The sequence below is a fragment of the Nocardioides pocheonensis genome, from assembly GCF_003725535.1.
GTDB lineage: Bacteria > Actinomycetota > Actinomycetes > Propionibacteriales > Nocardioidaceae > Marmoricola > Marmoricola pocheonensis.
This window is the reverse complement of record NZ_RJSF01000019.1, coordinates 89,248-110,266: the sequence shown is the minus strand read 5'-3', so window position 1 is coordinate 110,266 and position 21,019 is coordinate 89,248. Positions and strand designations below refer to the sequence as shown.

19 protein-coding genes are annotated in these 21,019 nt (G+C 73.3%); 3 read left to right on the top strand and 16 right to left on the bottom strand.

Annotated elements, in window-relative coordinates; genetic code table 11:
- The 3 genes from EFL26_RS06355 to leuC all read right to left on the bottom strand — a co-directional run.
- The coding region (locus tag EFL26_RS06355; protein WP_148046664.1) for an HU family DNA-binding protein at window positions 1-488 on the bottom strand (488 nt) is incomplete at its 3' end.
- Window positions 489-725: 237 nt separating this feature from the next.
- Window positions 726-1,328 carry a 3-isopropylmalate dehydratase small subunit gene (leuD, locus tag EFL26_RS06350; protein ID WP_123222049.1) on the bottom strand — a complete coding sequence of 201 codons (603 nt, stop codon included), beginning with the start codon at window positions 1,326-1,328 and terminating at the stop codon, window positions 726-728.
- Window positions 1,329-1,331: 3 nt separating this feature from the next.
- Complete coding sequence (gene leuC / locus EFL26_RS06345) at window positions 1,332-2,762, bottom strand: 3-isopropylmalate dehydratase large subunit (RefSeq protein WP_123222048.1); 1,431 nt, start codon at window positions 2,760-2,762, stop codon at window positions 1,332-1,334.
- A 105-nt stretch (window positions 2,763-2,867) separates the two neighbouring features.
- On the opposite strand from leuC, the gene EFL26_RS06340 reads away from it, so the two are divergent.
- Window positions 2,868-3,590: an IclR family transcriptional regulator gene (locus EFL26_RS06340; protein WP_123222047.1), complete on the top strand. Its 723-nt coding sequence runs from the start codon at window positions 2,868-2,870 to the stop codon at window positions 3,588-3,590.
- A 5-nt stretch (window positions 3,591-3,595) separates the two neighbouring features.
- Here the strand turns inward: EFL26_RS06340 and EFL26_RS06335 are convergent, their stop codons facing one another.
- Window positions 3,596-3,997, bottom strand: coding sequence for a hypothetical protein (locus EFL26_RS06335; RefSeq protein ID WP_123222046.1), 402 nt, complete (start codon window positions 3,995-3,997; stop codon window positions 3,596-3,598).
- On the opposite strand from EFL26_RS06335, the gene EFL26_RS06330 reads away from it, so the two are divergent.
- Complete coding sequence (locus tag EFL26_RS06330; protein WP_123222045.1) at window positions 3,996-4,706, top strand: MerR family transcriptional regulator; 711 nt, start codon at window positions 3,996-3,998, stop codon at window positions 4,704-4,706. The genes EFL26_RS06335 and EFL26_RS06330 overlap by 2 nt on opposite strands.
- A gap of 181 nt (window positions 4,707-4,887) precedes the next feature.
- Here EFL26_RS06330 and EFL26_RS06325 read toward each other — a convergent pair whose 3' ends face one another.
- The 9 genes from EFL26_RS06325 to EFL26_RS06285 form a co-directional block, all read right to left on the bottom strand.
- On the bottom strand, window positions 4,888-5,409 hold the full coding sequence (locus EFL26_RS06325; RefSeq protein WP_342773516.1) for a methylated-DNA--[protein]-cysteine S-methyltransferase: 522 nt from the start codon (window positions 5,407-5,409) through the stop codon (window positions 4,888-4,890).
- A gap of 1 nt (window position 5,410) precedes the next feature.
- Entirely contained in the window at window positions 5,411-6,895 is a 1,485-nt protein-coding gene (locus EFL26_RS06320; protein WP_123222044.1) for an AlkA N-terminal domain-containing protein, read from the bottom strand.
- A gap of 75 nt (window positions 6,896-6,970) precedes the next feature.
- Window positions 6,971-8,317, bottom strand: coding sequence for an ABC transporter permease (locus EFL26_RS06315; RefSeq protein ID WP_123222043.1), 1,347 nt, complete (start codon window positions 8,315-8,317; stop codon window positions 6,971-6,973).
- On the bottom strand, window positions 8,314-9,201 hold the full coding sequence (locus EFL26_RS06310) for an ABC transporter ATP-binding protein (protein ID WP_123222042.1): 888 nt from the start codon (window positions 9,199-9,201) through the stop codon (window positions 8,314-8,316). Before EFL26_RS06310 ends, EFL26_RS06315 begins: the two co-directional genes overlap by 4 nt.
- Before the next feature lie 90 nt (window positions 9,202-9,291).
- A complete protein-coding gene (locus EFL26_RS06305; protein ID WP_123222041.1) occupies window positions 9,292-10,437 on the bottom strand; it encodes a glycosyltransferase family 4 protein in 1,146 nt (381 codons plus the stop codon).
- A gap of 3 nt (window positions 10,438-10,440) precedes the next feature.
- A complete protein-coding gene (locus tag EFL26_RS06300) occupies window positions 10,441-11,349 on the bottom strand; it encodes an SGNH/GDSL hydrolase family protein (RefSeq protein ID WP_123222040.1) in 909 nt (302 codons plus the stop codon).
- Between the two features lie 17 nt (window positions 11,350-11,366).
- On the bottom strand, window positions 11,367-12,800 hold the full coding sequence (locus EFL26_RS06295; protein WP_123222039.1) for a UDP-glucose dehydrogenase family protein: 1,434 nt from the start codon (window positions 12,798-12,800) through the stop codon (window positions 11,367-11,369).
- 104 nt (window positions 12,801-12,904) lie between these two features.
- Entirely contained in the window at window positions 12,905-13,702 is a 798-nt protein-coding gene (locus tag EFL26_RS06290; protein WP_221176857.1) for a hypothetical protein, read from the bottom strand.
- A 1-nt stretch (window position 13,703) separates the two neighbouring features.
- Window positions 13,704-14,066 carry a DsrE family protein gene (locus EFL26_RS06285; protein ID WP_123222038.1) on the bottom strand — a complete coding sequence of 121 codons (363 nt, stop codon included), beginning with the start codon at window positions 14,064-14,066 and terminating at the stop codon, window positions 13,704-13,706.
- Window positions 14,067-14,253: 187 nt separating this feature from the next.
- On the opposite strand from EFL26_RS06285, the gene EFL26_RS24095 reads away from it, so the two are divergent.
- A complete protein-coding gene (locus tag EFL26_RS24095) occupies window positions 14,254-15,495 on the top strand; it encodes a lytic transglycosylase domain-containing protein (RefSeq protein ID WP_183408057.1) in 1,242 nt (413 codons plus the stop codon).
- A 39-nt stretch (window positions 15,496-15,534) separates the two neighbouring features.
- Here the strand turns inward: EFL26_RS24095 and EFL26_RS06275 are convergent, their stop codons facing one another.
- Genes EFL26_RS06275 through EFL26_RS06265 form a run of 3 tightly spaced genes read right to left on the bottom strand, consistent with a single transcriptional unit; the run spans window position 15,535 to window position 21,013 of the window.
- On the bottom strand, window positions 15,535-17,358 hold the full coding sequence (locus EFL26_RS06275; protein ID WP_123222037.1) for a copper resistance CopC/CopD family protein: 1,824 nt from the start codon (window positions 17,356-17,358) through the stop codon (window positions 15,535-15,537).
- Window positions 17,358-17,810, bottom strand: a complete 453-nt coding sequence (locus EFL26_RS06270) for a hypothetical protein (protein ID WP_148046650.1) — start codon at window positions 17,808-17,810, stop codon at window positions 17,358-17,360. Before EFL26_RS06270 ends, EFL26_RS06275 begins: the two co-directional genes overlap by 1 nt.
- Window positions 17,810-21,013, bottom strand: coding sequence for a multicopper oxidase domain-containing protein (locus EFL26_RS06265; RefSeq protein ID WP_123222035.1), 3,204 nt, complete (start codon window positions 21,011-21,013; stop codon window positions 17,810-17,812). The genes EFL26_RS06270 and EFL26_RS06265 overlap by 1 nt, the downstream gene beginning before the upstream one ends.
- Window positions 21,014-21,019 lie beyond the last annotated feature (6 nt).

The window sequence follows — 21,019 nt, the reverse complement described above, 5'->3', positions numbered from 1 at the left end:
GCCTTCTTGGCCACCGTCTTCTTCGCAGGTGCCTTCTTGGCGGCGGCCTTCTTGGTCGGAGCCGCCTTCTTGGCCGGAGCCTTCTTCGCAGGCGCCTTCTTGGCCACCGTCTTCTTCGCCGCGGAAGCCGACTTGGTCGCGGTCTTCTTGGCAGCGGCGGCGGTCTTGCTCGCGGCAGCGGGTGTGGCCGCGGCGACCTTGGGCAGCTTCTTGGCACCCGACACGATGGCCTTCAGCTCGGCGCCGGCGCTGAACTTCGGCACCGAGGTCTTCTTCGACTTCATCCGCTGGCCGGTGGCCGGGTTGCGCACCCAGCGGGCCTCACGAACGCGCTTCTCGAACGACCCGAAACCGGTGATGGCCACCTTCTCGCCCTTCGCGACCTCGCGGGTGATGGTGTCGAGCACCGACTCCAGCGCGTGCGCCGCCGCCTTCTTGTTGCCCTCGTAGCGGGCGGCAAGAGCGTCGATCAACTGACTCTTGTTCACAGGCTTCCCTTTCGTGAACGTCTGGCATCGAGCGCCTTGCTCGACTTTCCCCTTGCACGCTAGGCAAAAGTGAGTGTTGCCACAATGCATGAACGCGCGTGTCGTTCGACCAATTGCAAGCGCGTCAAAAGCAATTCACGGCGCACATTCCCGGAAGCATTGGTCCGGGAATGCCGAACGCACCGAGTTTCCCCTTGCAGAGATGGGAAAACTCGGTGCGTCGTGGCGAAGAAGGTGTCAGTGCTGCGTCACTGGCTTCCAGGAAGGCCTGGTCGCCTCGTACGCCGTGATGTCGGCCTCGTGGCTCAGGGTGATGCCGATGTCGTCGAGTCCCTCGAGCAATCGCCAACGCGTGTAGTCGTCGATGTCGAAGGAATCCTCGATGGCGTCGGGGCCCTCGCCGGCCTTGACGGTGCGGCTCTCCAGGTCGACCGTGACGGTCGCACCGGGGTGCTCCTCGAGGTGGTCCCAGATCTTCTGCACGACCTTCTCGTCGACCTGTGCCGCGAGCAGGCCGGCCTTGCCGGAGTTGCCACGGAAGATGTCGGCGAACCGCGACGAGATCACGACCTTGAAGCCGTAGTTCTGCAGTGCCCAGACGGCGTGCTCGCGCGACGAGCCGGTGCCGAAGTCGGGTCCGGCGACCAGGATCGAGGCGCCGGCGTACTCGGGCCGGTTCAGGACGAACTCGGGATCGTTGCGCCAGGCGGCGAAGAGGCCGTCCTCGAAGCCGGTGCGGGTGACCCGCTTGAGGTAGACGGCCGGGATGATCTGGTCGGTGTCGACGTTGCTGCGCTTGAGCGGGACCGCGACGCCGGTGTGGGTGAGGAACTTGTCCATGGCTCAGGCCTCCGACTCGTGGGTGGAGCCGGCGGGGACCAGGTCGGCCGGCGACGACAGCGTGCCGCGGATCGCGGTGGCGGCGGCGACGGGGATCGACACGAGGTGCGTGCGACCGCCCTTGCCCTGACGGCCCTCGAAGTTGCGGTTCGAGGTCGACGCGCTGCGCTCCCCCGGCGTGAGCTGGTCGGGGTTCATGCCCAGGCACATCGAGCAGCCGGCGCCGCGCCACTCCGCCCCGGCCTCCTTGAAGATCACGTCGAGCCCCTCGGACTCGGCCTGCATCCGCACGCGCACCGAGCCGGGCACGACGAGCAGGCGAGTGTCGGGATCGACCTTGTGCCCCTTGATGATCTCCGCGGCCAGGCGCAGGTCCTCGATCCGGCCGTTGGTGCAGGAGCCGACGAACACGGTGTCGACCTTGACCTCGCGCATCGGCGTACCGGCCTCCAGGCCCATGTACTCCAGCGCCTTCTCGGCAGCGACGCGGTCCTGCTCCTCCTCGAACTCGGCCGGGTCCGGCACGACGCCGCCCAGCGGCACGCCCTGGCCGGGGTTGGTGCCCCAGGTGACGAACGGCGTCATCGTCGAGGCGTCGAGCACGATCTCCTGGTCGAACCGGGCGTCCTCGTCGGTGACCAGCGTCTTCCAGTGCGCGACCGCGGCGTCCCAGTCGGCGCCCTTCGGCGCCTCCGGACGCCCCTCGAGGTAGTCGAAGGTGGTCTGGTCGGGCGCGATCAGGCCGGCCTTGGCCCCCCACTCGATGCTCATGTTGCACACGGTCATCCGGCCCTCCATCGAGAGCTCCTCGATCGCCTGGCCGCGGTACTCCACGATGTAGCCCTGGCCGCCACCGGTGCCGGTGTGGGTGATCAACGTGAGCACGAGGTCCTTGGCGGTGACGCCCGGCGGCAGGCTGCCGTTGACGGTGACCGCCATGGTCTTGGGGCGCGCCTGCATGAGGGTCTGGGTGGCGAGCACGTGCTCGACCTCGGAGGTGCCGATGCCGAACGCGATCGCGCCGAAGGCGCCGTGCGTGCTGGTGTGGCTGTCGCCGCACACGATCGTCATGCCGGGCTGGGTCAGGCCCAGCTGCGGGCCGACGACGTGGACGATGCCCTGCTCGACGTCGCCGAGCGGGTGCAGGCGGACGCCGAACTCCTCGGCGTTGCGCCGCAGCGTCTCGACCTGGGTGCGCGAGACCGGGTCGGCGATCGGCTTGTCCCAGTCGAGTGTCGGGACGTTGTGGTCCTCGGTGGCCAGGGTCAGGTCCGGTCGGCGTACCTTGCGGCCCGCGAGCCGCAGGCCGTCGAACGCCTGGGGCGAGGTCACCTCGTGGATCAGGTGGAGGTCGATGTAGAGGAGGTCGGGCTCTCCGTCAGCAGTGCGGACGACATGCTCGTCCCAGACCTTCTCCGCCAGGGTCCTGCCCATGGCCTCTCCCTTCCTCCGTGGTCACGCCGTCGTGAACCACCCTCGTCCTCGAACTCGGTCAACCGTACTCTTGCATCCCATGATCTGAGACGGCAGTATTGGTATATGGACAACTCTAGCGGAGTCGGCGTCCTCGACAAGGCCGCCCTCGTACTCGCCGCCCTCGAGTCCGGGCCCGCCACGCTGGCCGGCCTGGTGGCCGGCACCGGGCTGGCCCGGCCCACCGCCCACCGGCTCGCCGTCGCGCTGGAGCACCATCGTCTCGTGGCCCGCGACATGCAGGGCCGCTTCGTCCTCGGCCCGCGGCTGGCCGAGCTGTCCGCGGCCGCCGGCGAGGACCGGCTGCTGGCCGCCGCCGGGCCCGTGCTCGCGCGCCTGCGCGACATCACCGGGGAGTCCTCCCAGCTGTGGCGCCGGCAGGGCGAGTACCGCGTCTGCGTCGCCGCCGCCGAGCGTCCGAGCGGCCTGCGCGACACGATCCCGGTCGGCTCGCAGCTGACCATGCGCGCCGGGTCCGCGGCCCAGATCCTGCTCGCCTGGGAGGACCCCGAGCGGATCCACCGCGGTCTGCAGAACGCCGCCTTCTCCGCCACGGCGCTGTCCGGCATCCGCCGGCGCGGCTGGGCCCAGTCCGTCGGCGAGCGCGAGCAGGGGGTCGCGTCCGTGTCGGCCCCCGTGCGCTCCCCCAGCGGCAAGGTGATCGCCGCCGTGTCGGTCTCCGGGCCGCTCGAGCGACTGTCGCGGCAGCCGGGCCGGATGCACGCCCCGGCCGTGCTCGCCGCCGCGGACCGGCTGTCCGAGTCGCTGCGCCGGGCCGCGGCGGAGTAACAGCCTCAGGCCACGAGCAGGCCGACCCCGAGGGTGGTCAGTGCGACCGCGAGGACCAGCGCGCCGGCGTACACGAGGGCGATGAGGCGGTTCGGCCGAGTCAGGCCCCGGCCCGCCGAGGCCGCGAAGAACCCGGCCGGCATGAGGATCGCCGCCGCCGGGACGCCGGCGCGTGCCAGCCATCCCAGCGCCCCGCCGAGGTCGGTCTGGTCGACGTAGAGCTGGGTCAGCAGGCCGAGCACCAGCAGCACACCGGCGTGCGCGTGCCCGGCCCGGGCGAATCCGATCTGGAACGGCGTCGCCCCGGCGGCGTCCTTCCAGAGCTTGACCAGGTACAGGCCACCGGTCTCGACCGTGACCAGGGACAGGAAGAGGATCCCCGCGAGGACCCGGGACTCGTCGGACATGCTGCCTCCATTGGATAGTTCTGCTCGCCAATATTGGACAGCACAACTATCCAATGTCAATCTGTCTTCCATGTGGATGGCCGAGCTCTCCGCACGCTCAGGGTGCAGCGTGCCGACGATCAAGTACTACCTGCGCGAGGGCCTGCTGCCGGCCGGCGAGGCGACCGGCGCGACCCGGGCGGCGTACGACGACACCCATGTGCGCCGGCTCCGGCTGATCCGCGCGCTCACCGAGATCGCCGGGCTGCGGCTGGAGACCGTGCGGCAGGTCCTGCACGGCATCGATCACGCCGAGTCGTGGCACGAGGCCGTCGGGAGCGCGCACACCCGGCTCGGCGCCTCCCCGGGGGACGACACCCCACCGACCCAGGCATCTCTTGCCCGTGTCGACGGGATGCTCGCCCGGCAGCGGTGGGAGCTCGCGCCCGGCCATCCGCAGGCCGTGCAGCTCGCGCGCGCGCTCGACGCGCTCGACGGCGTCGGCCACCCGGTCAGCGACCGGCTCCTCGACCTGTACGCCGCGGCGATGCGCCCGGTCGCGGCGCACGAGGTGCTGTCGGTGCTCGAGATCGCGGACACCGACGTCGAGGCCAGCGTCGAGGCGGCGGTGGTGGGCACGCTGCTGCAGGAGCCGCTGCTGCTCGGCATCCGCCGGATCGCCCAGGAGAACGTGTCCCGCGGGCTCGCGGAGGAGTCGGCGGAGACGTGAGGGGCGGCGGTCCTGGGAGGGGGCGCACCCGTCGTACCCGGACATGCAATTGTCGTCCGTGGTGCGTCAGTCCGCCTGACAGCCCACTTTCGCGACATTCGCATGTCCGGGTACGCGTGAGGTGACGCGCGGCGTCACGGCAGGCGCGGCCGCTGCGCCCGGCCGCGGCGGAGCAGCCGCCTCAGAACAGCGCGTCCTGCTCCAGCCCGAGCAGCAGCTGCTTGCGGTCGAGGCCACCGGCGTACCCGGTCAGCGAGCCGTCGGCACCGATCACCCGGTGGCAGGGGATCACGATCGGGATCGGGTTGCGGCCGTTCGCGAGCCCGACCGCGCGGGACGCGGCGTTGGTGTGGCCGAGGCGGTGCGCGATCTCGCCGTACGACGCGGTCTCGCCCCAGCGGATCAGCCGGAGCTGGTCCCACACCTGCCGCTGGAAGGCACTGCCCTGCGGGGCGAGCGGCAGGTCGAACTCCCGCAGCTCGCGGGCGAAGTACGCCGTGAGCTGCGCGACCGCCCGTCGGAGCAGCGGGTCGTCGTCGGTGCGCTCGCCGATCGGGCGTCCGTCGGCCAGGCCGCGGAAGGGGCTGAACTCGATCGCGACGATCGCGTCGTCCCGGGCGATGATCCGCAGGTCACCGATCGGTGACTCCATCACGGTCCACACTGGGCTCTGGGTCGCCTTCTCGTCAGTCGTTGTGGTCACCCTATGACTCCTTCTTGGTCGATACCGGGGAACCCGGGTCACCGAGCGACGACCACAGGTGGATGAGTGCGTAGGAGCGCCACGGGCTCCAGTGCCGGCTCTGCTCGACGGCGTCGATGCCGAGCCGGTCGGCGGCGTGGCGCACCCCGACGTCCGTGGGCAGGAAGACGTCCGGGTCACCGAGCACCCGGAACGCGACGTAGTCGGCGGTCCAGGGTCCGATGCCGGGCAGGTCGAGCAGCCGGGCCCGTACGTCACCACGATCGGCGCTCCGGTCGAGCACGACGGTCCCGTCGGCCAGCGCGGACGCGACCGCGGCCAGGGCGCGGCCCCGCGCACGTGGCATCGCGAGCCGCTCGGGGTCGACGGCGGCCAGCGCCGACGCGGTCGGGAAGAGATGGGTGACCTGGTGGTCACCGGCCAGGTCGAGGGGCTCCCCGAGGTCGGCGACGAGGCGCGCGGCGAGCGTGCGTGCGCCCGCGACACTCACCTGCTGCCCGAGCACGGCACGCGCGGCGAGCTCGACGCCGTCGACGTGGCCGGGAACCCGCAGCCCGGGGCGACGCCGGACGAGCGGGGCGAGCGCCGGGTCGCCGCCGAGCTGCTCGTCGACGGCGACGGGGTCGCAGTCCGCGTCGAGCAGCCGACGGGTGCGCTCCAGCGCCGGTGCGAGGTCACGCGCGTCCGCGAGCGTGAACCGGCACGGCACGTAGCCGGTCGGCCGGTCGGCCAGCTCGACCCGGACGACGCCGGGACCGTGCGGCAGGCTCAGGGAGCGTTCGTACCAGCCCTCCCCCACCGCCTCCACGCCCCGCACCGACCGGACCGCGAGGAAGTCGAGCAGCTCGGTTCCCGCGAACGGCTCGCGTACGCCGATCCGGGTCGCGATCGACCCGGAGGTCACCGTGCCGGCGCTGTGCGGACCACCGCGACGACCCCGCAGCTCGGTGGGCGTCGCGGCGTACACCTCACGGATCGTGTCGTTGAACTGCCGGATGCTCGAGAACCCCGCGGCGAAGGCGACGTCGGCGAACGAGAGCGCCGTCGTCTCGACCAGCACGCGGGCCGTCTGTGCGCGCCGGGCCCGGGCGAGGGCGAGCGGGCCGGCGCCGAACGAGCCGGTGACGAGACGGTTGAGCTGACGCGCGGAGTAGCCGAGCCGCTGGGCGAGGCCGTCCACGCCGTCGCGCTCGACCACGCCGTCGGCAATCAGCCGCATCGCCCGCCCGGCGACGTCGGCGGCGAGGTCCCACTCGGGCGAGCCCGGGGTCGCGTCGGGCAGGCAGCGCTTGCACGCGCGGTAGCCGGCCTGCTGGGCGGCCGCCGCACTCGGGTAGAAGGTCACGTTGGCGAGCTTGGGGGTGATCGCCGGGCAGCTCGGCCGGCAGTAGATGCCGGTGCTGCTCACCGCGGTGTAGAAGACCCCGTCGAAGCGACGGTCCTTGCTCTTCACCGCCCGGTAGCAGGCCTCCGTGTCCTCGAACATGGGTCCAGTCTGCGCACCGCCCGCCGACAGTTCTAGCGGAAATCGGCCACGACCGTTCGGTGCGCGGGAAAGGAGTCAGCGATGCGCCTTGCGGAAGCGCGACGCGATCGTGAGCGCGATCGCCCCGGCTCCGACGCCGACGACGACATCGCGCGAGAGCACGCCCGCGACGGCGCCGAGGGCCACCGCGCCGGCCACGAGCGCCGCCTGGGCGCCGCGACCAGGCCGGGTGCGGACGCGGGCAGCGACGCTCGAGCCGCGCCAGGCGTCGACGAGCTTGACCACGGCGCCCGTGCGCAGGATCGCGTGCGAGTAGATCCGGCCACCGAGCACGACGAGCCCGGCCGTCGCGGCAGCGGTCAGCACCAGCGCGAGCAGCGGCTCCCACCACAGGGCCGCGCCCATCGCGATCCGGTTCGGCATCGCGAACGGCGCCGTGACGGGGAACCACGACACCAGGCGCGCCCACAGCGCGTCGGGACTGCCGATCGTCGCGAAGCCCGCGAAGTAGGCGGCGATCAGCACCACCGTGAGCGGCCCGGTCACGCTGGAGGCGTCCTCGCTGCGCGACGTCAACGAGCCGAGCACGCCGTACGCCGTGGCGATGAGCGTGTAGCCGACGACGAACCAGACCACCGCCCAGGCCAGCACGCTGGCACGCGCGGCCGGAAGGTCGGCCAGGTCCGAGACCGAGACCGCCACCAGGGCTGCGACACCGGTGACCGCCACCTGGACGAGCCCCAGGACGCCGATCCCGGCGATCTTCCCGGCGAGCAGGCTCCACGGCGGCAGCCGCGCGAGGAGGACCTCCACCACCCGGCTCGACTTCTCCTCGACCACGCCGGTGAGCACCATGCCGCCGTACACGCTGACCGTCAGGAAGAGCATGATCGAGAGCAGGTACGTCGCCGTCTCGTCGTCACTGGTGCGACCGGCCACCGGTCCGAGCACCCGGTTGCCGACCTTGACCGGCGCCAGCAGCGCTCCGAGCGTCTCGGGCCGGATGCCGGCCGCCGTCGCGCGCTCCTGGACCGCGACGACCTGGGCGGAGCCCGTGATCAGCGCCTTCAGCTCCTCGTCGGCACGACGCTGCCACTCGAGCCTCCGACCGTCGACCACCAGCACGTCGATCCGGCCGTGGCGCACCGCATCCTCGCCCGCGTCGGTCGAGGCGTAGCGACGCACGCTGACCTCGGTGCCGGTCGCCCGGGCCTGGCCTTCCAGGGTGCGCACGAGGCTCGCGGGAGTCTCGCCCGCGACGCCGACCTTCTTCTCACCGCCGCTGCCGACGAGGGACGGCGCGAGGATGGCGGCCAGCACCGAGACGAGCATGAGACCGAGGGACACGTAGTACACCGGCGACCGCAGCCGCTCACGGATCTCCCGCGCAGCGACCAACCGGGCCTGGCGCAGGCCGTTCATGCCGTCACCGCCTCGCGGAACAGCTCCGGCAGCGACGGGGGTCGGTAGCTGAACGAGACCAGGTCGGTGGAGCGCCGGACCTCGGCGACGAGCTCGGCCAGGTCGACGTCGCCGGCGACCTGCAGCCGCACCAGCCCCGGCACGGACTCGGCGACCACGATGCCGCTCAGTCGCGTGAGGTCGGGAGGCCCGCCCCGGTGGCGGAGCTCCACGAACCGCTGCGGTACGCCGGCCCGCAGCTGGGCCAGGTCGCCCGAGCGGACGACGCGACCGTGGTCGATGATCACGACGTCCTCGCAGAGGTCCTCCACCAGGTCGAGCTGGTGGCTGGAGAAGAGGACGGTCCGGCCGGCCGACGCGACCTCGCGCAACAGGCCGGACATGGACTCCAGCGCGATCGGGTCGAGGCCCGCGAACGGCTCGTCGAGGACGAGCAGGTCCGGGTCGTTGACCAACGCGGCGATCAGCTGCACGCGCTGCTGGTTCCCGTGCGACAGGGTGTCGACCCGGTCGCGGGCGCGGTCGGCCAGGCCGAGCCGCTCGAGCCACTCGTCGACGCTGCGCAGGCTCTGCCGCCGCCCGTGGCCGCAGAGCTCTGCGAGGTAGCGGAGCTGGTCACGCACCCGCATCCTCGGGTAGAGCCCGCGCTCCTCGGGCATGTAGCCGAAACGCTGCCTCTCGCGCTGCCCGATCGGTGCACCCCGCCAGCGGACGGTGCCGGCGTCGAGCTCGACCAGCCCGAAGACCGAGCGCATCGCGGTCGTCTTGCCGGCACCGTTGGGCCCGACGAACCCGGTCAGCCGACCCGGCCCGGCACTGAACGTGCACGTGTCGAGCGCGGTGACGGACCCGAAGCGCTTCGTCACACCCTCGAACTCGAGCATGGTCCTGGCCTCCACCCTCCAGCCTGCCGAGAGGGTGTCGGCGAGGTGCAGAGGAGAACGGCCCGGCCGGCCGGGTCGCTGGGCCCGGTGCTACGCGGCGTCGGGCTCGGCGGCGAGACCCAGCACCTCGCGGTAGTGCCGCTCCACCAGGTCCTGGACCACGTGCCGCCAGTCGAGGCTCGCGACCCGGCGGAGCCCGGCGGCGGCAAGCTCGCCACGCAGCTCCTGGTCGCGTGCCAGCAGCGCGACGGTCGAGCGCAGCGACGCCGGCTCGTCGGGGTCGTAGAGCAGGCCGGTGCGACCGTGGTCGACCAGGTCGATCGGACCACCCGCCGCCGGCGCGACGACCGGCACGCCGCTGGCCTGGGCCTCCTGGATGGTCTGGCAGAAGGTCTCGCGCTCGCCGGTGTGCACGAAGGCGTCGAGGGAGGCGTAGGCGCGCGCGAGGTCGAGGCCGGACAGCATCCCGGTGAACACGGCGCCGGGCAGGTTCTTCCGCAGCCACTCCTTCTCGGGTCCGTCCCCGACGACGACGACCCGGACGCCGGGGAGGTCGGCGATCTCACGGAGCCGGCGCACCTGCTTCTCCGGCGCGAGCCGGCCGACGTAGCCGACGACGACGTGGGGGTCCCGGCCTCGCCCGGCCCGCGCCCAGCGGTCGTGCAGGTGGGCGAGCCGGTGGGACGGACCGAAGAGGTCGAGGTCCACGCCACGGCCCCAGCGGTGGAGGTTCGGCACGCCCAGCGACTCCAGCTTCCGGTGGGCAGCGGTCGAGGGGACGAGCGTGCGGTCGGCCCGCCGGTGGATCCGGGCGACCCAGCGGGCCACCGACGCCTCGCCCGGCAGCCCGTACTGGCGCAGGAAGCCGGGGATGTCGGTCTGGTAGACCGCGACCGTCGGCAGGCCGAGACGGCGGGCCGCGCGCAGCCCGGCGGCCCCGAGCGAGATCGGCGACGCCAGGTGCACCACGTCGGGCCGGAACGCCGCCAGTGCCTTCTCCACCGCCTGGTCGGGCAGGCCGATCGGGAACGACTTGTACATCGGCGGTGCGATCGACCGGGTGCGGACCACGGGCACGCCGCGGTAGTCGGCCAGACCCGGCGCCGGCGCGATCACGAGCGGGGTGTGCCCGTCGGCGACGAGGTGGTCGACGACGTGCCGGACGGAGTTGGTGACGCCGTTGACCTGGGGCAGGAACGACTCGGTCACGATGGCCACTCGCAGACGTCGGCTCATGCCTCAACGCTCGGCAGCACGTCTGAACGGACGGGAACGCCCGTCGGACGTGTCGGCGTCGATCACACGGCCATCTGCCCGGCTTCCGGCGGGCAACCAGCCCGGCGTCACCCCGGCGCGCGGAGGGAAGTGGCCGACGGGGACCGTGTCGGCGTACCCGATCGCGGCGAGCACGCTGGGGAGCAACGCCTTGGCCGTCCGCCGGTAGCCCGCCCCCGACGGGTGGAACCGGTCGAGGGCGAACATCTCGTCGGGCCGCGAGACGAAGAACGGTCCGACCACGTCCGCCAGGGAGACTGCGTGGGCACCCAGCTCGGTGACGACTGCCCGCTGCGCGTCGGCCAGCTGGCGCGACGCCAGTCCGGCGAGAGCGCGCAGCGGCTGGGGCACGGCGCTCAGGCTGGCAAGGTCCGGGCAGAGTCCCACCACCACCGGTACCCCGCGCGAGCGCAGGTCCTCGACGGCGCCGCCCAGGTGCGCGACCGACTCCGACACCCGGACCCGATGGGTCACGTCGTTGCCGCCGACGACGATCAGCGCGACGTCGGGCAGGTAGCCGACCGGCAGGCCGCCGAGCTGGGCGGCCAGCATCGAGGTCTCCGCGCCGACCGTGGCGGCGGTGTGCAGCCGGACAGCGCGACCGGAGTGCTTGGCCAGCCGCTTGGCCAGCTGGGCGCCGAGGGTCTGCTTCGCGGTGTCGGCGCCCAGGCCGGCCGCGATCGAGTCCCCGAGCAGGAGCAGGTCGAGCGGGTCCCCCTGGCTCTTCTTGTAGGTCTTGTCGGCCCGGTGCGGCTCCTCGCCGAGCGGCTTCCCGATCAGCCGCCGCGCCACGCGCGCCTGGATCCGGAGCACGGCCCGGGCACCCAGAACCGCCCCGGCGGCGACCAGGAGGACGCCGACGGCGGCGGTCATCCTGCGACCGGGCGCGGTCACCTCAGGAGCGCCGCGGCGCGCGACCTCAGCCGGCCCGGGCGGCGCGGTGCAGGTGTCGGGGCAGGTGTCGGGGCAGGTGCCGGGGCGACCGGTGCGGTTGCGACCGGTGCGGCGGCCCGGCCGAGCGCGCGGAACGCCCAGCCGGCCGCGGTCCAGGCCTCCTCGTCCAGCTTGTTGCGCCCGTCGAGGATCCGTCGGGACCGCACCAGCGCGCCGGCCCGGCCGGGATCCAGGGCGACCAGCTCGGGCCAGTCGGTGGCGAGGACCACCAGGTCGGCGTCGTGGAGAGCCGCGTCGACGTGGGCGACGTACGTGAGCTCCGGCGCGACCGCGCGTGCGTTGTTCGCGGCCGCCGGGTCGAAGACGCGTACGTCGGCGCCGCGACGCCGGAGCGCAGCGGCCACGTGCAGGGCCGGCGAGTCGCGCACGTCGTCCGAGAGCGGCTTGAACGCGGCGCCGAGCAGCGCGACCCGCCTGCCGTCCAGATCGCCGCCGCACATCGCCGCCGCCAGGTCGGCGGCGCGGTCACGCGCCCGGAGGTTGATGTCGTCGACGTCCTCGAGGAGCGCGCGGATCGAGGGGGCTCCGAGCTCGGCGGCACGGGCCGCGAGCGCCCGGATGTCCTTGGGCAGGCAGCCGCCCCCGAACCCGATGCCCGCGTCGAGGAACCGGCGACCGATGCGGGCATCGTCACCCAGCACGTCGGCGAGCGCCACCACGTCGGCCCCCGCGCGGTCGCTGATCTCGGCCATCGCGTTGATGAAGGAGATCTTCGTGGCGAGGAACGCGTTCGCCGCCACCTTGGCGAGCTCGGCGGTGGCCAGGTCGGTCACGTGGACGGGCGTGCCGCGCTCGATCGCGGCGGCGTAGATCTCGCGCAGCACGAGCTCCGCACCGGGCGAGGTGACGCCGAACACGAGGCGGTCGGGGCGGAGCGTGTCCTGCACGGCGTGCCCCTCGCGCAGGAACTCCGGGTTCCACGCGACCTCCGCCTCGACGCCCAGGGGCAGCCGAGCACGCAGGGTGGCGGCCAGCTCGGCCGCCGTACCGACCGGCACGGTCGACTTCCCGATGACGACCGTGCTGTGTCGCAGGTGCGGGGCGAGCCCGGCGGCGACGTCGAAGACCGCGGTCAGGTCGGCCGCCGTCCCCTGGGACTGCTGCGGCGTGCCGACGCAGATGAAGTGCACGTCGGCGAACGCCGCGGCCTCGGCCAGGTCGGTGGTGAACCGCAACCTGCCGGAGGCGGTGTGGCCGGCGACGAGCTCGTCGAGGCCGGGCTCGTGGAAGGGCACCAGGCCACGGGAGAGCGCGTCCACCTTGGCCGCCGACCGGTCCACACCGAGCACGTCGAAGCCGAGCTCGGCCAGGCAGGCGGCGTGCGTCGCGCCCAGGTAGCCGGTGCCGATGACGCTGATCCGTAGGGTCATGTGCCCAGCGCAGCAACGCGTCGTTGCGCAACGGCTTCGTCGAGGTCAATGTCGGATGACGAGGGCGTGTACAGCGCGGTGGCCGCCCGGCGAGGATTCGGCGGTCAGGCCGACCGGAACCGGCGCGACCCCTCGGCCGCTCGCCGGGAGGACCCACTCGCAGCGGGCTCCCACGACGTCTCGCGGCGGAGTCTCTCGAACTCGTCGGGGTCGCGGATCGCCCAGACCGCCTGACCGACGGCGAGCACCCCGCGCCTGGGCAGCGCGACCCCGCCGATCATCGGGTTCTCCGCCAGCCGGGTCGGTCGGCCGAGGTCCGTGCCGTCGAGCCTCGCCCGCGATCCGCCGATGAGGTACATCCGCTTCGGCATGAGCAGGCCGTCATGGCCGCTCGGCATCTCGCCGGACAGCTCGAGCCGGCCCATGCCGAGCGCGCCGGCCAGGAGCTCGCGGGCCCGCACCAGGGCACGTGGTCGCCAGCTCGACAGCGGCATCGCGGCCGCGGCCGGGTTGACCACGGCCAGCCGGGGTGAGCGTGCGACCGTGAGGGTCCACTCCAGGTGCGGGTCGTCCATCGTCACGCGCAGGTCGCGCGGGCCGGTCCACGCCACGTCGATGCGCGACCTGCCCACGCGATCGCAGGCCGGTCCGTAGTAGCGCGGGCAGGCGATGTCCAGGCGGGGCGCGTCGGCGAAGATCGACCAGCGGCCCTCGGGGTCACGGTGCCAGACCGTGCAGTACGGCGCGAAGGAGTTCTGCGGGAACACCCGCAGCGCCAGCACGTGGCCGGAGTCGAACGGGAGGCCGAACACTCCCCAGCCCCGTACGTACTCGTGGCCCGGCCAGGGCGCCTCCCCCCTGCCCTCGGCGATCGCCGAGGTGCGCGCAGCGATGCTGGTCACGTCAGTAGCTGAACGTCGTCGCCGGCTCGTCGCCGATCCAGGCCCACATCGGGACGGTGCCGTTGATCTCCGCTCCCGGGATGAGGGTCTCCGCGTCGAGCTTGCGGGCGTTCACGCAGATCGGGCACACGTAGTAGCGGCCGCCGGCGGCGTCGTACCGCTTGACCAGGTCCTCGATCGGGGGGCACCCGTCGCACGCGATCCCCACGGCGACACCGGGGACGGCCAGCCGGACCGCCTCCTTGGTCAGGAACATCAGGGTCTCCCGGCCGTTCTCGGCGGCTCCGACGGCGACCAGGAAGGCGACGAGCACCTTCTCGGGGTCTTCCAGACCGGTGGTCAGGCTGATCACTGCTTTGCTCATGACGGGCTCCTCTGCTCGCGGCGGACCGGACGTCTCGACGCTAGGAGGCCCGGCCGGCCGTGTCGTCGGGCGAACACCCGACAAAGCGCGGCCCGCTCTCGGGCGACTCGGATGACCGGCCCTGACGCTTTGCTGACGGACCGGTCACATTCCGGCGTCGGCCGGGCGGTACCTCCACGCTGGGCTGATGAGGCGTGAAACGACCGCCGCCCTGTCCGCCGGCCTGCTCGTCGTGGCCCTCGGCGCCCCTGCCGACCGGCCGACGCTCGATGCGTCGGTCGTGCCCCGCGCACCCCTGGACCGTGCCGCACCGGTCCCGGCCCCGATCCCGCCGGAGGTCCCGGCGGTCGTCGGCGGCGACCTCGTCGCCACGCCTGCGGCCAGGATCTTCCGGGGCCAGCCGGATCCGGCGGTGACCCTCACTGCCGCGGTCCTGGCGGCCTACCAGCGGGCGGTGGCCGCGTCTCCTCCCGAGTGCCACCTGACCGTGTCCCTGCTCGCCGCGATCGGGCAGGTCGAGTCCGGCAACGCCGCCGGCCACCGGCTCGACTCCGGCAACCGGGTCGCGCCGGCGATCCTCGGCCCCGTCCTCGACGGCCGTCGGTTCCGTGCCGTGCCCGACACCGACGCCGGCACGTGGGACGGCAACGCGACGTGGGACCGTGCGCTCGGGCCGATGCAGCTCATCCCCGCGACCTGGCGCGTCGTCGCCGTCGACCTCGACGGCGACGGGGTCCGCGACCCGCAGGACCTCGACGACGCCGCGGGCGCGGCCATGGTCTACCTGTGCGCAGGCGGCCGGGACCTCGCGACCGAGACGGGCCTGCGGGCGGCGATCGTCTCCTACAACCACTCGCGGAGCTACCTGCGTCTGGTCCTGGCCTGGAAGGCGGCCTTCGACAGCGCCGACCTCGGCAGCGGCGGAGCCGCAGTGCTCGCAGCGGGTATGCCGACCCTCCAGGCCTGGCCCGTGGGTCCGGCACCGGCGCCCCTGGGCGCACCGAAGCCCGGCCGGCCCGCGCCGGCCGTCGGACAGGCCGCGCTCACCTCGTGGGTCACGGTGACGGCGTCCGCCACCGCACGACCGACCGCGGTGCCGGCTGCGCAGCCGGCCGGTCCGCAGCCGGCACCGCCCTCCGCGACGACACCGCCGGCGGACCCCGGCGACCCGGTGCCGGTCGGCACCTGCCCGACGCCAACCGACCCGACCCCGACCGACCCGACGCCGACCGACCCGGCTCCTGCCGACCCGTCGCCGACGGACCCCGCCACTCCCGATCCGGCAAGCCCGATCATCGATCCGACCCCGGAACCCAGCCCCGACCCGTGCACTCCCGCGCCCGACCCGGAGCCCACGCCGGAGCCCACGCCGGAGCCCACGCCGGACCCCGGCCTCACGCCGGCGCCCTCGCCGTCGACCGCGCCCTGAGCACCCTCGGGCGAGCGCCGGGCGAGCCGCCGGAACGCGTCACCGCTCTCGCGCGGTCATCCCGTCGTCGAGCCGGTCGTCGAGCTCGTCGGCGCGCGGCGGCCGCAGGTCCTGCGCGTGAGCAGGGCGACGCGCTCGCCCGCGCCGCCCCACGATCGTCCACCCGGCGAGGAGGACTCCGGCGAGGGCCGCCGCCGACCACCGGAGCAGCGGACGCACGGGGGTGTGCGAGATCAGGACGCCCCGCGCGGGGTGCGCACCCGGCACCGTCCACCGGAAGTCCGTCACCGTGGGCGGCATGCCGGCACGCAGCACGGTGACCGTGATCGTGGTCGGCCCGGCGGCGTCGATGCGGACCGGCGCCGACCAGCGGCCGTCACCGAGCCGCTCCGCCGCGGCGTGGGGACCGCCGCCCAGCCGGACGTCGACGCCGACCACCGGCCCCGGAGCGGGCCGCCGCGTGTCGAACACGTCGACGACCGCGAGCGCGTCGCCCCGGCGGTTCGGGCTGAGGCCCGCAGCGAGCTGGAGGTCGGTCACCTGTCGGCTGACCTGGCCGACGGAGACCGGGGCCTGCCGCGCGAACGCAGGGTCCGTCGCGGTCGCCGTACTGGCGAGGAGGCCGGCGAGGCCGACCACGGCCAGCAGTACCCCGGCCTCCGCCAGGACGGTGCGGCGCGGCGGGTCCAGGTCGTGCGGGCCGCGCACCCGCCGGTGGTGCCACAGGCCGAGTGCACCGGCGACGGCCACGAGCAGGACCTTGAGGATCAGCGTGCGCCCGTACGTCGTCAGGACGGCGGCGTCGACCGAGACCACCGTGTCGCTGCTGAGGTAGATCCCCGTGACGACCGTGACGCCGAGGCAGGCCCCGGCAGCCGGTCCGAACGCGTGCAGGGTCGCGAGCACGTCCGGCGCCCGTCGTGCCGAGCCCCACAGCATCGCGGCCGCCAGGCACACCAGCGCGCCGGCCCAGCTGAGGGCGGCAGCGACGTGGGCCGACGCCACGACCACGTGCACGAGGTTCCTGCCACCCGAGGGCGCGTGGCCCATCAGGCCTGTTCCCACCGAGACCAGCACGCAGGCCACCGCGGCCGCGCGGCCCGGGAGCACCGACCGCCGGCGCCACGACCACCACACCGCACACAGGACGAGCAGCCCGGCCAGCCGGACCGCCGCCCGGGGACCGTAGCCGCCGACGAGCAGGTCTGCGGGACCGGTGCCGGACGCGGCCCACTGGACCGCGAACAGCGCGATCGCCAGCAACGGAGCCGCCGAGGCACCGACGACGGCGAGGCGCGTGACCACGCGCTGAGCCGCATCGGCAGAGGGGCCGGTCAGGGCTCGGAGCAGGACGCGCCGCGCGACCAGGCCGCCCAGCGCGACCGCGATGCACGCCAGGAGCGCCCCGCGCAGCAGGGCTTCCTCAGGCCGGGTCGTGGAGGTCACGGACGCCGCCGGCGCGACGTTGCGCCCGACGCCGAAGACGATCAGTCCGGAGGTGCGGTGCAGGTCGTCGCTCGAGAGCGTCTCCCACGACACCCGGTAGGCGTCGGCCCGGAGGTCGGGCAAGGCGGCCACGATCGTGGCCGGCTCCTCGGTGTCCCCGGCGTCCTTGGTCTCGAGGCGGACGTCGCCCACGGCGACCTCACGACCGTCGGCGGTGCGCACCTCGATCCGGGTCGCCGCCAGCACGACGTGCTCGCTGAAGTCGAGCCGCAGCTCGGGCGGCGCGCCCGTGAGCCGGTCCCCGTCGGCGGGGTTGCTTCCGACGAGGTACGCGTGCCCGGCCGCCGGCGCGGCCCCGCCGAGGACCGCGAACGCGGCCACGAGCACCAGCAGGACGACCGACGGTGCCTTGCGCATCACAGCACCGGGACGTGGTGGAGCGCGCGGCCTCCGTAGGTCAGCGTGATCGTCTCCCCGGAGCGGACGGCGTTCCCGGTGTTCTGGTAGACGAGGTAGTAGGTCTGGCCGGCCCGCATCTGGTGCCCGGTGCGCATGATCGAGGTGCGCTGGGTGCCGCCGTCGCGCCGCTCGCTGCTGAGCCTCGGGCTGTGCTCGCGGTCGGCCTGGAACCGGCTGGCCTTCTCCGGGTCGAGGACGACGTAGAAGACCGTCACGAGACCCCCGTCACCGACCACCGCGACGCGCGAGATGCGTACGCCGGTGACCTTCTCGAGCCCGGCGCTGCGCGGCACCGGCCCCGTGGCGCCCCGGGCCTCCGGCCCGAGCCGGAGCGCCAGCACCGCGCACATGGCGGCCAGGACGGCGACCACCGCGAGGAGCACCACGTTGAGGACGAACCGCCGCGGCATCACGGCAGGCTCGTTCGCGAGGAGGTGAACGTGTCGAAGAATGCTCGACCCGTCCAGGCGTTGTTGAGGCCCGCGATCAGGCCGAGCCGCACGCTCTCGATGCGCAGGGTGCTGGTGTTCCCCGTCAGCGTCGACGACACCACGCCGTCCACGCTGAGCCGCAGGCTTCCCTGGCCGGCACCGGTCGCCGGTCCCGACAGCCAGTCGGTCTGCAGCCGATGGGCTCCGGCCGTCAGGTTCACCCAGGCTCCGGTGACCGCCCCGGCCCCGGACCGCGACATCACGATCCGGACCCGGGTGGCAGGTCCCGTGCCGCCTCCGCTCCGCCCGACCTGGACGGAGTACGCCGAACCGGAGGCGGTCCGGGCCTCGAACACCGTGATCGCCGTGGTGTTGGCGCTCGGGATCGCCATCGAAGCGCCCGAGAAGGCGAACCGGGCGTGGTACGCCGTCTCCGCCGCCGGGCTGTCGTCGACGACGTAGCCGACCTGCGGCAGCGTCACCTGCATGCCCTTGTTCGTCCCGTCGGTCGGCAGCAGACCGGCTGCGGTCGTGACGGTCGGCGACCCGGTGATCGAGGACCACAGGCTCAGGGTGCCGCTCTCGAAGGAGTCGGACAGGAGCCCTGCCGAAGACACCGTGACCGTCGTGCTGGCCGCGTTGCTCCAGTTGCCGGCCATGTCCTGGACCCGGAGGTTGAACTGCCTGCTGCCGGAGGGGTACCCGGCCAGCGGGACGGTCACCACGACCGAGCCGTTGACGTAGCCGACGTTGACGCGCGTCGCCTTGCCCACGCCCGGATCGGTCGTGCCGGTCCACAGCTCCGCGGTCTGGAACGACGTGTCGCCGGTGACCGGGGCGGTCAGCGTGAGGTTGGCTGCGCCTGCAGTCGGGTTCGGCGAGGCGGTGAGGGCACCCAGGGTCGGTGCGGTCTTGTCGATCACGAGCGAGACCGCGAACAGGGCACCCCAGTTGCCCGCGTCGTCCTTGCCGCGGACCAGCACCTGGTAGGTGCCGTTGGCCTTGACCCGCACCTGCGACAGCGGGATCAGCCCGTAGACGTTCTCGCTGGTGGAGTCGAGCGTCCCGTCGACCGGGAGCAGGGCGAAGCCTGACCCCGGGGCCGGGTTCGTCGACGACGGTGCGAAGAAGCCCTCGGCACGGACGACCTTGCCCTGCAGCGCGCCGCTGAGCGAGTCGCGGTCGGTGATCAGGGCCGAGACCCTCAGGTACCCGCTGTCACCCGGAGGCGATAGGAGGCCGTTGCTCGGGTTCGGTGTCACGCTCGCCGCATCCACGGCCGGCCCGGTCCGGTCGACCCTGAACGGCACGTCGAGCACGGGGCCCCACAGACCGAGGTCGTCGTGGCTGTGCAGGTACAGGTGGTGCGTCCCCTCCGAGAGGCAGGCCGCCACCAGCGGCTGGGTGGCGCACGTCTGGCCGGCCGGCAGCGCTGCCGGGACGGTCAGGTCCTCGCTGACGATCGCCGCGGACCGGTTGAGCAGCATCGGCGTACCGGAGCCGTCGCTCCCGATCGCGTCGAGGAAGAGCTCGGCGCCGTCGATCAGGCCGTCGGCCGCGCTGTCGTCACCCGTGGCCGACACTGCGACCGGACCCGTCCCGTTCGCGACGGCCGGGGTGGTGGTCGCGTCGCGGGTCGTCGGACCCGTCTTGGGCAGGTTCAGCACGACCGAGCCGACGACTCCCCAGTTGTGCGCGGAGTCCTGGCCGCGGACGTAGACGATGTGCTTCCCGGCCGAGAGGCACTCGAGGGTCACCGGGACCGGGCCGGTGGCCGGCGTGCAGGTCTGCCCGGCCGGCGGTGAGACCGGGATCGTCCCGGTCACACTGGCCGTGGGAGTGCCGAACGCCGCTGCGGGGCCCATCGGGATGCCGTTCCCGACGGCGACCGACGGGTCGTCCACGACGAACTCGGCAGCGGTCACGTTGGAGCCGCCGTGGCGCACGTCGCTGAGGTCTGCGGTGACCGTGACCGGCGCGGTGCCGGCCGAGCGCGACGGGGTGACCGTGACGTTGCTCGGCGAGGGCCCGACGAGGTCGCTGGTCGGCGGCGGCGCCTGCGTGTCGAGGAAGGTCATCATGCCTCCGACCGCGACCTTGGTCGGGTCGAGCTCGGTCTGGCCGACGTTGTCCAGGTGGGACCCGGTCTCGTACAGGGTCACGCGGGACTCCGGGCCGCTGGGCATCGTCACCAGCGCGTCGAGGGTCGTGCCCGAGTCCACCTCGGCGACGACCGTGCGCAGCGCCTGCGGGAAGTCGTGACCGTCCTGCGCCACCTCGAGCTGGTTGGCGCCGAGCAGGCTCATCGGGTGCGCGACACTGCCGGCGTTCACGTAGCGCAGCAGGACGGTGTGGCCCTGGTCCGTGGCGATCGGGTTGGTGGACGGGAACGGCTTGCCGTTGATCAGCCGCCACTGGGCCCGGTAGCTGCGCATGTCGAAGGTCGCCGGAGCGGCGTTCAGCCGCGGGTCCATGTCGCTGAGCACGACGACCGACTCGTCGTCGAAGGCGTGGCCGGAGGCGGTGGCGTCGGTGCGCAGGACCACCAGCGCACCCGCCAGTCCCATCGCCACCTGACGGGCACCCTGCGGGGTGTGACCGGCCTCGTAGAGGAACGTGCCGGGACGGTCCGCGTGGAACGTGTACGTCGCGGTGCCGCCCGGTGTCGCGCCGGTGGTCTGGTCGGCTGCCGAGAGGCCCTGCGTGAACGCTGAAGCCGGCTGCCCGGGCAGGGACAGGGAGACGTTGTCCGACAGCTGGTTGTGCAGGGTGATCGACACCGTGTCCCCTTGCTGCACGACCAGCACCGGGCCGGGTGCAGTCGCGCTACCGGCCGCTCCGGTCGTGGAGAACCCCCAGATCGGCAGGGTCTGGCCGAGCAATTGCGTGCTCCCGCCCATCGCGTACAGGTCGCACTGGGCGTTGCCAGCGGCCCGCACGCAGCCCGACGGCGTCAGCTTGCCGACCGCGGCTGCGGCCTGGGGGGCGACCGCACGCGGTTCGGCGGCGGAACCGGGGGCGACGGCCTGGGGGGCGGCCACGCGCACCCCGGTCGACGCCGATCGGGCTGCGCGGGCCGGCGCGGCCACCAGGGAGGTGACGGCCGCGACCAGCGCCAGGGTGGTCAGGACGGTGAGAAGAAGGTGAGCACCGAAGGAGGAACTCGGTCGGGTGGTGTTCATCGCACG

Coding starts and splice junctions, on each gene's coding strand:
- leuD (WP_123222049.1), bottom strand. CDS start 1,328: ATGGACAAGTTCCTCACCCACACCGGCGTCGCGGTCCCGCTCAAGCGC.
- leuC (WP_123222048.1), bottom strand. CDS start 2,762: ATGGGCAGGACCCTGGCGGAGAAGGTCTGGGACGAGCATGTCGTCCGC.
- EFL26_RS06340 (WP_123222047.1), top strand. CDS start 2,868: ATGGACAACTCTAGCGGAGTCGGCGTCCTCGACAAGGCCGCCCTCGTA.
- EFL26_RS06330 (WP_123222045.1), top strand. CDS start 3,996: ATGCTGCCTCCATTGGATAGTTCTGCTCGCCAATATTGGACAGCACAA.
- EFL26_RS06335 (WP_123222046.1), bottom strand. CDS start 3,997: ATGTCCGACGAGTCCCGGGTCCTCGCGGGGATCCTCTTCCTGTCCCTG.
- EFL26_RS06320 (WP_123222044.1), bottom strand. CDS start 6,895: ATGTTCGAGGACACGGAGGCCTGCTACCGGGCGGTGAAGAGCAAGGAC.
- EFL26_RS06315 (WP_123222043.1), bottom strand. CDS start 8,317: ATGAACGGCCTGCGCCAGGCCCGGTTGGTCGCTGCGCGGGAGATCCGT.
- EFL26_RS06310 (WP_123222042.1), bottom strand. CDS start 9,201: ATGCTCGAGTTCGAGGGTGTGACGAAGCGCTTCGGGTCCGTCACCGCG.
- EFL26_RS06305 (WP_123222041.1), bottom strand. CDS start 10,437: ATGAGCCGACGTCTGCGAGTGGCCATCGTGACCGAGTCGTTCCTGCCC.
- EFL26_RS06300 (WP_123222040.1), bottom strand. CDS start 11,349: ATGACCGCCGCCGTCGGCGTCCTCCTGGTCGCCGCCGGGGCGGTTCTG.
- EFL26_RS06295 (WP_123222039.1), bottom strand. CDS start 12,800: ATGACCCTACGGATCAGCGTCATCGGCACCGGCTACCTGGGCGCGACG.
- EFL26_RS06285 (WP_123222038.1), bottom strand. CDS start 14,066: ATGAGCAAAGCAGTGATCAGCCTGACCACCGGTCTGGAAGACCCCGAG.
- EFL26_RS24095 (WP_183408057.1), top strand. CDS start 14,254: ATGAGGCGTGAAACGACCGCCGCCCTGTCCGCCGGCCTGCTCGTCGTG.
- EFL26_RS06275 (WP_123222037.1), bottom strand. CDS start 17,358: ATGCGCAAGGCACCGTCGGTCGTCCTGCTGGTGCTCGTGGCCGCGTTC.
- EFL26_RS06270 (WP_148046650.1), bottom strand. CDS start 17,810: ATGCCGCGGCGGTTCGTCCTCAACGTGGTGCTCCTCGCGGTGGTCGCC.
- EFL26_RS06265 (WP_123222035.1), bottom strand. CDS start 21,013: ATGAACACCACCCGACCGAGTTCCTCCTTCGGTGCTCACCTTCTTCTC.